Below are 252 nucleotides of genomic sequence, written 5' to 3'. Positions count from 1 at the left end.
ATGTTGTCGGTCTGGTTCTCCATCCACAGCGGGCGAATAATCCCGTTGATCATCGAACCGGAGTTAATGCCCACTGACCACAGAATGGTGATGCTGAATACGGTCATCAGCGCCCCGAAATAAGAGGTGCCGTAGTGGCGTACCGGGGTGGCAACCACTTCATAAATAAACTGGTGGATGGTGTGGTAGTGGGTGTTTTCAAAGATGATGCGGATAAGCAGCACCAGAATCATTACCAGCAGGGCCGGGATC

At 52.0% G+C, this 252-nt stretch carries 1 pseudogene; it reads right to left on the bottom strand.

What is annotated here, in order from left to right:
- A pseudogene (locus AC1RP1_RS08420) lies at positions 1-252 on the bottom strand (hypothetical protein); the annotation flags it as partial.

It is taken from the genome of Dellaglioa sp. CoH-56-MRSF-13 (assembly GCF_056782095.1).
The sequence above is the reverse complement of the archived record's forward strand: the minus strand, read 5'-3'. Positions and strand labels throughout refer to the sequence as shown.